This is a genomic window from Dehalococcoidia bacterium (assembly GCA_030648205.1).
Taxonomy (GTDB): Bacteria; Chloroflexota; Dehalococcoidia; order JAUSIH01; family JAUSIH01; genus JAUSIH01.
In genome coordinates this window covers 1-8878 of record JAUSIH010000043.1, presented here as the reverse complement: position 1 = coordinate 8878, position 8878 = coordinate 1, and the positions used below count along the sequence as shown (strand labels likewise).

9 protein-coding genes and 1 rRNA gene are annotated in these 8878 nt (G+C 64.9%); 4 read left to right on the top strand and 6 right to left on the bottom strand.

What is annotated here, in order from left to right; genetic code table 11:
- Positions 1-580: 580 nt before the first annotated feature.
- The 3 genes from Q7T26_05140 (at position 581) to rrf (ending at position 2570) form a co-directional block, all read left to right on the top strand.
- Positions 581-1621, top strand: coding sequence for a hypothetical protein (locus Q7T26_05140; protein MDO8531540.1), 1041 nt, complete (start codon positions 581-583; stop codon positions 1619-1621).
- 95 nt (positions 1622-1716) lie between these two features.
- Positions 1717-2286 carry a carboxymuconolactone decarboxylase family protein gene (locus tag Q7T26_05135; protein MDO8531539.1) on the top strand — a complete coding sequence of 190 codons (570 nt, stop codon included), beginning with the start codon at positions 1717-1719 and terminating at the stop codon, positions 2284-2286.
- A 166-nt stretch (positions 2287-2452) separates the two neighbouring features.
- A 5S ribosomal RNA gene (gene rrf, locus Q7T26_05130) occupies positions 2453-2570 on the top strand.
- Positions 2571-2665: 95 nt separating this feature from the next.
- On the opposite strand, the gene Q7T26_05125 is transcribed toward rrf, so the two are convergent.
- From Q7T26_05125 to Q7T26_05105, 5 genes are read right to left on the bottom strand one after another with little or no spacing between them, the layout of a single operon-like run.
- Positions 2666-3670: a membrane dipeptidase gene (locus Q7T26_05125; protein ID MDO8531538.1), complete on the bottom strand. Its 1005-nt coding sequence runs from the start codon at positions 3668-3670 to the stop codon at positions 2666-2668.
- 3 nt (positions 3671-3673) lie between these two features.
- A complete protein-coding gene (locus tag Q7T26_05120) occupies positions 3674-4759 on the bottom strand; it encodes a hypothetical protein (protein ID MDO8531537.1) in 1086 nt (361 codons plus the stop codon).
- An 11-nt stretch (positions 4760-4770) separates the two neighbouring features.
- Complete coding sequence (locus Q7T26_05115; GenBank protein ID MDO8531536.1) at positions 4771-5013, bottom strand: hypothetical protein; 243 nt, start codon at positions 5011-5013, stop codon at positions 4771-4773.
- Positions 5014-5034: 21 nt separating this feature from the next.
- Positions 5035-5337, bottom strand: coding sequence for a hypothetical protein (locus Q7T26_05110; GenBank protein ID MDO8531535.1), 303 nt, complete (start codon positions 5335-5337; stop codon positions 5035-5037).
- A 24-nt stretch (positions 5338-5361) separates the two neighbouring features.
- Entirely contained in the window at positions 5362-6441 is a 1080-nt protein-coding gene (locus tag Q7T26_05105; GenBank protein MDO8531534.1) for a dienelactone hydrolase family protein, read from the bottom strand.
- Positions 6442-6609: 168 nt separating this feature from the next.
- On the opposite strand from Q7T26_05105, the gene Q7T26_05100 reads away from it, so the two are divergent.
- Entirely contained in the window at positions 6610-8268 is a 1659-nt protein-coding gene (locus tag Q7T26_05100; GenBank protein MDO8531533.1) for a hypothetical protein, read from the top strand.
- Between the two features lie 93 nt (positions 8269-8361).
- Here the strand turns inward: Q7T26_05100 and Q7T26_05095 are convergent.
- The coding region (locus Q7T26_05095) for a hypothetical protein (GenBank protein MDO8531532.1) at positions 8362-8878 on the bottom strand (517 nt) is incomplete at its 5' end.

Sequence of the window (8878 nt, the reverse complement as noted above, 5' to 3'; positions counted from 1 at the left end):
GCATCAGTCCCAAAATGTCCACACTCTCTTTGACCACTGTCGTCTCCTCTCTTAGAGCATTAGCCGTGCTTGTAAGGATGACGCGGTGGTCGCTTCTTTGCTAGACCACCCTGGTCTTACACCACTTCCTGGGACTCTACTGTGGGTGGGTCAGGAGGCGCGGGTCTCCAGGAGTATACCTACAGACCTGGAGTGCAGCCTCAGCGGGCACACCCCTCAGCCCTGGCTCACTTTCCGCCGGAGCCGGTAATACCATCGGAGAAGCGCATCCCGCCGCATAGGCCACCTTTCTGGCGTCCCTGACGGACGCCCCGCGCCCATCGGATTGCCAGAACGGACGGCTTTCGAGTTTCATCGCTCAAGTCTTGTTTCCGCAGCCTGGACGCTGCCCGTGCCAGCCCCTCTCCGCGACAGTCCGCGCTGCACACTCTGCACTTGTCGGCCAGTTGCGGGAGTCCGTGCGAGAAGCTACTATGAGCGCCAGCGTGCTTGGCCTAGTGCCGGGTTGGTCGTCCGCGACGTGCGACGGACCCGCCACGCGCCAGCCGTCACGAAGGTACAGCAGTCAGGAGGCTGACTTATGTCCTCGCAGATACACCTGCGTTCGGAGCGTGCGCGAGTTGAGGGCTCTCCTGAGGCGATCAACAGGTTCCTCTACTCCCGGGGAATGACCGATGGTCTGCCGGTCGTGCCCCCGACGGAGGACCGGGTGCGCGCGTTTGTGGAATTCACCCGGAGAGGCCCGAATGATGTCATGGCCAGCGTGCCGCCCGCATACGGCGCGGCGACGGTCGAGAAGATAGCGGTGAACGCGGTGATGGCGGGGTGCGAACGGGAGTATATGCCCGTTCTCCTGGCGGCTGTGCGCGCAATGGCGGAACCGGAGTTCAATCTTAATGGTGTCCAATGCACCACAAACCCAGTCGGCCCGATGCTTATCATTAATGGCCCGATTCGCCGTGACCTGGCCCTGAATTGCGCTTCGGGACTTATGGGGCCGGGTCGGCAGGCGAACGCCACCATCGGGCGCGCAATTCGTCTGGTCCTGCTCAACGTGGGTGGCGCAGCCCCAGGGTCGGTGGACAAGGCGACGCAGGGTTACCCCGGGAAATACACCCTGTGTTTTGGAGAAAACGAGGAGGAGAACCCGTGGGAGCCACTGCACGTTGAGCGAGGCTTCAAGCAGGATGACAGCGTCGCCACTGTCGTCGGGGCTCAGGGCACGACGAATATGGCTGAAGGAAGCCCGGACGCGAAAGATGTTATCCAGACCATTGAGCACGCGATGGTGGATATAGGGTGCAATAACTTCGGCCTGGGGATGGGCGAGCCCTGCATCCTTCTGTCCCCCACGCATGCGTTTCTGCTGAGGCGACTCTTCCCCACGAAGAACGACCTCAAGAAGTACCTGTGGGAAAAGGTGCGCGCCCCGGTGGAATGGTTCTCCGAACGGCGGAAGGAACGTGCGGGGTTTAGCGAACGCGTCATCGGTGGGATGGTGCCCATGATTCCGAGATGGGAAGACTACATGATTGTCGTAGGGGGCGGGCCAGGCGACCACTCGACCTTTCTTCCTACCTTCGGCGACACCATGTCAGTGACGCGGCGCATCGAGTCGTGACCCGCCAGCGGTGCAAATCGGCGTGACAGCCTTGGATAATGTTCGTACCAACGGCCCACGGCGACGTGGCTGAGAAAACGATAAGGAGTAGAGGCATGGCCCGCGTTCCGTATGTCCAAACAGCCCAGGCGCACCCCGAGGTGAAGGAACTCTTCACCAAAATTGAAGCGAACGGCGCCCGGATATTGAATTTGTATCGGGTGGCGGCGCACAGCCCCTTCGTCGTCTCTCACTTCGTGCGTCTGGGAGGCGCGCTGCTCACACGGGCGGACCTGCCGCCCAAGCTGCGGGAACTGGCCATCCTGCGCGTCGCGAAGCTGTCGCGCAGCGCCTACGAATGGACACAGCACGTTCCGATTGCCAGGGAAGCGGGCGTGACCGAGGCGCAAATCAAGGCCATGGGGCGCTGGAGGAGCGCGTCGGCGTTTACCGACGAGGAACGGGCCGTCCTGCGGTACACCGACGAGGTGGCCCGCAACGTCCAGGTCAGCGACGAAACGTTTGGCGCATTGCGGACGTACTTGGACGACCGGCGCATCGTTGAGCTTACGCTGTCTATAGGCTACTGGGGCATGATCGCCCGCACGCTCGTCCCGCTCCAGGTAGATATAGATGCCCTTAGTGAAGGCAAGGACTTGATGGGGAAGCGTGCGGGCCGGACATGAGGCAGCTCGCGGGCGCCGGGCTTCGTGGGAATGCGCGGCTGCTTGCTTTCGCCGTGCGCTTTTGCTCAGGCAATGTCTTCGCCACGTTGTGGGGCAACCTGCGAGCAGGGCAGAGAGTACTCCTCTTCACAGGCCCCGCGTTTTGTGGTATAGTGTCTTTTGGCTTCTTGGTGACTAGAGCGAGGCGGTCCCACCCGTTCCCATCCCGAACACGGTAGTGAAACGCCTCAGCGCAGACGATACTGGAGGGGCAACTCTCTGTGGAAAATATGCCGTCGCCAAGAAGCCTTTTTTTATTGTCATCCTCCAGGCGTCTTCCTGTAATATGAAAAGGGCCAGGTCCACGGACCTGGCCCTTTTTGCTGTGCCGTAAGGGGCGTTATCCCCAGACCTGCCTGAAGACGCGCAGGAAGTTCCCCCCCATGACCTTCTTGACCTCGGCGTCGGTGTAGCCGCGCTGGAGCAGCTTCTCCGTGATAGCCGGGAACTTCTCGATGGTCTCGATTCCCTTGGGCCATGTCCAGGGCGGCTTGCCGTAGCGGTCCTCCGGCAGATTGAACTGGAAGTAGAACTCGGGAGGATGGCCCTCGAAGATGGCCGTGCCCACGCCGACCGCGTCCACGCCAGCCACGCGCTTCGCGTGGTCAATGTGGTCAATCATGTCGTCAATGGTCGGCATGCGGTCCTTCACGTAGAAGGGCACGCCGGAGATACCCACGACGCCGCCGTTCTTCTTGACCATCTTCAACTCGGCGTCGGTCAGGTTGCTTGGGTGCGCATACCCGCCTCTGACGTTGATGTGGCTGACCACGGCGGGTTTCTTTGTGACCTCATAGGCCTCCAACAGCGTCCTGGGGCTGCAATGGCAGAGGTCAATGAGCATCCCCACCTCCTCCATCTTCTGGATGACGCGGACGCCCAGCCCGCTCAACCCGGCGTCGTGCCCGTCCCTGTCGCCCTTGCCGCACCCGACGCTGTTCTGCGTGGTGTAGTTGAGCTGCATACGCCGGATGCCCAGCCTGTGGAAGATGCGGATGAGCTCTACATCGTCCTCAAGCTGACGCGTGTCCTCCAGCACCATGACAAGGCCCAGCTTGCCTTCCTTCTTGGCGCGCAGGATGTCGCTTGTATCCTGGACGATGAGCACCTTGTCCTTGTTCTTGTCCACAAGGTTCCAGAAATCGCAGATCTGGCGAATGGCCTGCCGGAACGGCGTAGTGATGGACACGGGCCACATGGTGCACGTGATGCCCGCCCTGCGTATCTGGTCGAAGTAGGGGCCGGTCATCCGGCTGTTGTTCATCCCGTCAATGATGATGGACGTTTCATGGATGCGCCGTGCGCGGGCGCTGATACTTGCGCGGGAGGCCACTGGTCTTGCCACTGTTTACTCCTTATAGGTGTTGGACTCGGTAACGCCTGAATGTGTCGCGGAAAGCCGGACGGCCCTGGTCGCCTGCCAGGTGTCGCCGAAGGTGGGGGCGAACACGGCGTGGTACGTCTCCGGCCCGCCGGCCACCACGATCATGATATCCTCCGCCTTGACGCAGGGTTTCACGATGCCGTTGACGATGCTCAGGCGCTCGGTGCGGACCATGGGCCTTGGCAGGCCCGACTCAGGGTAGCCCGCCTGCTCGAACAGGAAGCGCTTGAGGTCGAGCTTGGACATGCCGCTCTGCGCCGCGAGCGCGGCGTGGCCGGACGTGATGATGAGGACGGGCTCGCCGCGTCCGACCATGACGTTGTTGCTGCCGAGGTAGCTCATGGTGTTGGCCATGATCCGCAGCATGGGGTCAATGACGTTGTAGCTGCTCAGTCCGATATTGACCGTACTGTGCACGCCCGCCACCGTGACCGTGCTCTCCTCCCGTTTGAAGCCGCGCTCCACGTGGAGCGGCTCCCACGGGCTGTTCTCCTCGTCCTCGCCGAAGCAGAAGCTGTACTTGCCGGGGAAGCCGTGGATGGCCTTGTCCACCGGGCCGGGCGTCCCTCCGCCCACGTTCATCAGCACAAGTCTGACCGCCCTGCCTATGGTGGCGTTGGCCCGCCAGCCCTGGCCCAGACAGTTGCGCCCGCAGTTGACGTCTATCTGCTTGCGGACGGGGCCGTTGACGATGAGGGCGACCGTGCATGGGTTGGTCGTCGTCTGGAGTCCGTCCAGGTTGAAGCGGGGATCGCACATGGCCTCCACGGCGGCGATCACCACCGGCATGTACTCAGGCTTGCAGCCCGCCATGACCGCGTTCGCCGCGATGCGCTCGACGGTGGCCTCGCCGTAGGCCGGCGCCACCGCGCCGATGACCTCGTCCGACGCGCGGCCCGTGTAGTCCACCATCTCCCGGACGGCCTCCTCAACGGGAGGGATGACGGGCAGGCCGTCGCTCCACCCCATCTGGAAGAGGCTCTCCACCACCTGGCGCCACGAGCCTTGCACGGAAACGCGCTTCTCGTGGGTAGCGCTGCTTTTCGGCACGGTTTCCTCCCTTACGTTGCAGGCTGAGGCTTGCCCGGCCTGACCAGCTTCGACACCGCCTCGTCGAACGCCGTGTCCGCCACCGGGCCCAGCTCCGCCTCGCTCATGTAGTCCACGTTGGGCGGCAGCACGACGATGGGCAGGTTGGGCACGCCCTTCCCTCGGGCGACCGCCTGGGCCAGTGCGAGGAAGCGCTGGGTGACCAGGGCCACCGCCGGAACGCCGCGCTGCGTCAGTTCAATGGCGTCTCCCACCGTCCAGGTGGTGCAGGCGCCTCAGTTGCCCAGCGCGACAATCACGGCGTCGCACTGGTTGGCTAGCGGGTCCATGATGTTCTTAGGCGCGGCGCTGGAGGTCACGGCGCGCTCCTTCAGCATGGTGCTACGGAGAGCAAAGCGCCGGGTTGCCACCTGCCGCATCCGCGCGAAGGTGGGCCGCACGCTGGGCCACATATTGCTCAGGAAACCCAGCGTCTTGCCGTCCAGCCCCTCAAGCGGTGGAGGGAGGCTCTTCTGTGCTTTCTGCTCCGCCCGTGGCGGGGCGGTAGGGTTGACCAGGTTCCAAGTGGCGTTCACCATTCCATCTCCTTGAGTGGCTGGCTGTTAGCCAGTCGCCACGCCTTTCAAGTATAGGCTGAACCAGCTCAGTGCGTCTTTCCACGCCGCGGCGACGCCCTCCGCGTTGTAGCGCGCGCCCGTGTCATTGAAGAAGCCGTGGCCCGTGCCGGGATACGTTTTGAGCTGGTACGCCTTGCGACCTGCCTTCAGCGCCGCCTCCAGGTCGGGCACGCCGGGATTGACGAAGTTGTCGTTCTCGGCGTACGCGCCAAGAACAGCGGCCTGCATGTTCGGCACGTCCTGCAACGGCGGCCTGGGGCCGTAGAACGGGACCGCCGCCTTCAGTTCCGGGTTGCTGACGGCCAGAAGCCAGACCATGCCTCCGCCAAAGCAGAACCCAATGGCTCCCAGACGGTCGCGGCGGACGTAGGGGAGGCCCTGCAAATACGTAAGCCCCGCGTTCATGTCGTCCACGACGCGCTCGCGGGATGCGCGGGCGAGTATGCCGGACACCTCGGCGGAGTCGGCGAACTTGGCCGTCCCGCCCTCGCGTGAGGCCAGGTCAATGGCGAGCGCCGCGTACCCTTCTTTGGCGAAGCGTCGGGTCACGTCGGCGAAGTGGGGCAGCAAGCCGCGGTTCTCGTGGATGACCAGCACACCGGGATACGTACCCTGCGCCCGGGGCCGCGAGAGGTAGCCCAGCATGAGGATGCCCGCCTTGCTTCGGAAAGAGACTGGACCCGCTTCGATGGTGGGGTCGTCGGGCGATACCGTGATGCCGGACGGCGCAGCGCGCGTCGCAGTAGGCGCTGCGGTCGGCGCCGCGGTTTGCGCCGCAGTCGGCGATGGCGCGGGTGTTGGAGTGGACGTGGTCCCCGCGGTCGGCGACGGCGCGGGCGTTGGAGTGGACGCGGGCGTGGGTGGTGTCAGCGTGGGCGGAATGGCGGTGGCAGTAGGCGTCGGCGATGGCTCAGGCGCGCACCCGATCGTCTCCATCATGACGAGCGCCGCGGCGGCGCTGCCCATGATAAGGGTTATGCGATGAACAAACTCCCGACGGGTGATAAGGCCCTCTTTGTAGTCTCCGGCGAACTCCTCGGCAAGGTAGCGTTGGATGTAGTCCATGCAGCCCTCCTGCGTCGGCGAATAGGCGGCGTTCCATAAGTGCCCTAGACTACCATAGACGCAAAATAGCTGTCAAACGCTTGACACGCGCAACGTGCGCCCCTAGAGTGTGCTCATTGTAACGGGCGCGGGCAGTTGGCGTCCTGCTCAGCTCCTACGGAGGCTGCTATGGCCCCTCGTTCAGCCGCGTCTGAGACTATCGAGATTGTCAACCCCGTGGCCGGACTCCGGCCGCCTGAACACGCGCTGGCCCGCCGATTGACCGGGCTGTCGGGGAAGCGCATCGCCATCGTCCACAGCCCGCTCGCCTTCTCCCGCGCCGTCGCCGATCGGCTGAGCGGATTGCTTCAGGCGCGCTCCGGCGTCGCCGACGTCACGCTCGTTGTCCGACGCCACTACATCATGCCGCTGACAGCCGGGGAGATAGAGGGCCTGCGCGCCCGCGTGGACGCCGTCATCCTGGGCGTGGCGGAGAACAGGCCGGGCGGAGCCATCGCCGCGTGGGACGCCGTCGAGTTCGAGACGCGGGGCCTGCCCACCGCCATCATCTGCTCGACGAAGGGGGCAGTTCTGGGCCAGACGGCGACCGCGTCCGTGGGCGCGCCCGACCTGCCGATGGTGGCGATCCCCAATGCCGTGGGAGGCGACCCGCGGGCGTCCGCCGAGGCCGTTCTGGACGAGGTCGTCCACGCTCTGACCGACCCTCCGCGCACACTGTCGGCCCGCTACCGCGGCCTGCACGCATCCCGTGAGCAGATTGAGCAGGCGCTCGGCATCAGCCCGAATGCAGGGACGGAGCGTCTGCGCGTCAAGGCCACGCCGGAGGCTATGGGCGAGCTGCTTGCCGGTCTGCGGTGCTGGGACGGCCTGCCTGTCGTACCGCCCACTCCGGAGCGCGTGAAGGCTATGTTGTCCTTCTGTGGAAGGACGCCGGATGAAGTTGTCGCCCACGTGCCCCCGCGCTGGGGCGCGGCCACGCTTGCGAAGGTGGCCGCCTGCGCCGTCATGGCGGGGTGCCGTCCGGAGTACATGCCCGTGCTGCTGGCCGCCGTCCGCGCTCTCCCTGCCCGCGACTTGAACGCCGTGGGCGTGCTGACGGGCACAGGCCCGCAGACGCCCCTTGTCCTGGTCCACGGCCCCGTCCGCGGAAAGATCGGCGTCAACAGCGGTGCGAACGCTCTCGGCCCCGGCGTGCAGGCCAACGCGACCATTGGCCGTGCGATGCGCTTCGTCCTGGCGGCCATCGGCGGGTGCATCGCCGGACTTACGGACTACGCCACGCTGGGCCAGCCGGGCAAGTACACCTTGTGCATGGGCGAAAACCAGGAGGACAGCCCGTGGCAGCCGCTGCACGCCGACAGGGGGCTGGACAGGGAGACGAGCGCCGTCACGGTCATATTCTTGCGGGGCAATTTCGACGTGTTCACCGTCGGCCAGCAGCCGGAGAGCATTCTGCGGACGATCGTCAATGGGTTGAGGGCTAACTCGCACGGCAACGTGTACTATGGCGGCGAGCTGGCGGTGTTCCTGGGGCCGGACTTCGCCCAGCGCCTGGCCGCCGCGGGCTACTCCAAGGCGGACGCGCAGCGCTACATCTTCGAGCGCGCTCACGTCCGCGCGGGGGACTTGCCCGCGGAGGACATGCAGGCGGTGCGGAACTTCCGCTACGACGAGTTCCCTGACTTCTCCGCCGACACGCTGATTCCGCCGGCCCGCCGCGCGGAGGATGTGCTGCTGGTGGTGGCGGGCGGACACGGTATCCACATTACCATCAGCCCAACGGCGGGCGGCCTCTCGCGCTCCCAGACCGTGCCGGTTGAGGGGTAACGCCCGCGCGGCATAGTGTTCTGACATGAGAAAGGGACGCGAGGATATACCCACCGTCCCTTTGTTCGGAGAACACCTTTTCCGGGGTGTTGTCTATTTCCCGCCCAGCGGCCTGATCTTCTTGGTCTCCATGTACCCGCCCAGGTAGCCCCAGCCGGGGCAGACAGCGGAGAACGCCGCGCCCGCGCCCCAGCCTCCGGACACGACCAGGTGGATGTTCTCCACTTTGCGGACGATGGGCACGAGGGTGTCCTCGCGATCGGCGCCGGGCCAGCGCGGCCACAGCTCCGCCTCGGTGGCCGTCTCTTCGGGCGTCGTTCCCGTCTTCAGCTCGTGGACGGGAATTCTCGCCTTCTCGAACAGGTACTTGCGGACGGTCTGCCTGTTGAATCCACCCTTCGACAGGGTGAGCGCGGCGCGGGGTCCCAGCACCACCAGCACCTGCCCGCCGAAGTGCATGTTATTGCTGCCCATCGTCGCCATGACGCTGGCGATGTTATTCATCGCCTGCTCCGCCGTCCCAGGCCCCGTAACGGAGAGGTGCGGGCCTTCGCAGCCGAACACGCTCACGCAACTGTCCTCCGGCTTGAAGCCGCGCTCCACGTGGATT

Bases quoted from the DNA above. Each gene is read 5' to 3' on its own strand.
- Q7T26_05140 (MDO8531540.1), top strand. From the start codon at position 581: ATGTCCTCGCAGATACACCTGCGTTCGGAGCGTGCGCGAGTTGAGGGC.
- Q7T26_05135 (MDO8531539.1), top strand. From the start codon at position 1,717: ATGGCCCGCGTTCCGTATGTCCAAACAGCCCAGGCGCACCCCGAGGTG.
- Q7T26_05110 (MDO8531535.1), bottom strand. From the start codon at position 5,337: ATGGTGAACGCCACTTGGAACCTGGTCAACCCTACCGCCCCGCCACGG.
- Q7T26_05105 (MDO8531534.1), bottom strand. From the start codon at position 6,441: ATGGACTACATCCAACGCTACCTTGCCGAGGAGTTCGCCGGAGACTAC.
- Q7T26_05100 (MDO8531533.1), top strand. From the start codon at position 6,610: ATGGCCCCTCGTTCAGCCGCGTCTGAGACTATCGAGATTGTCAACCCC.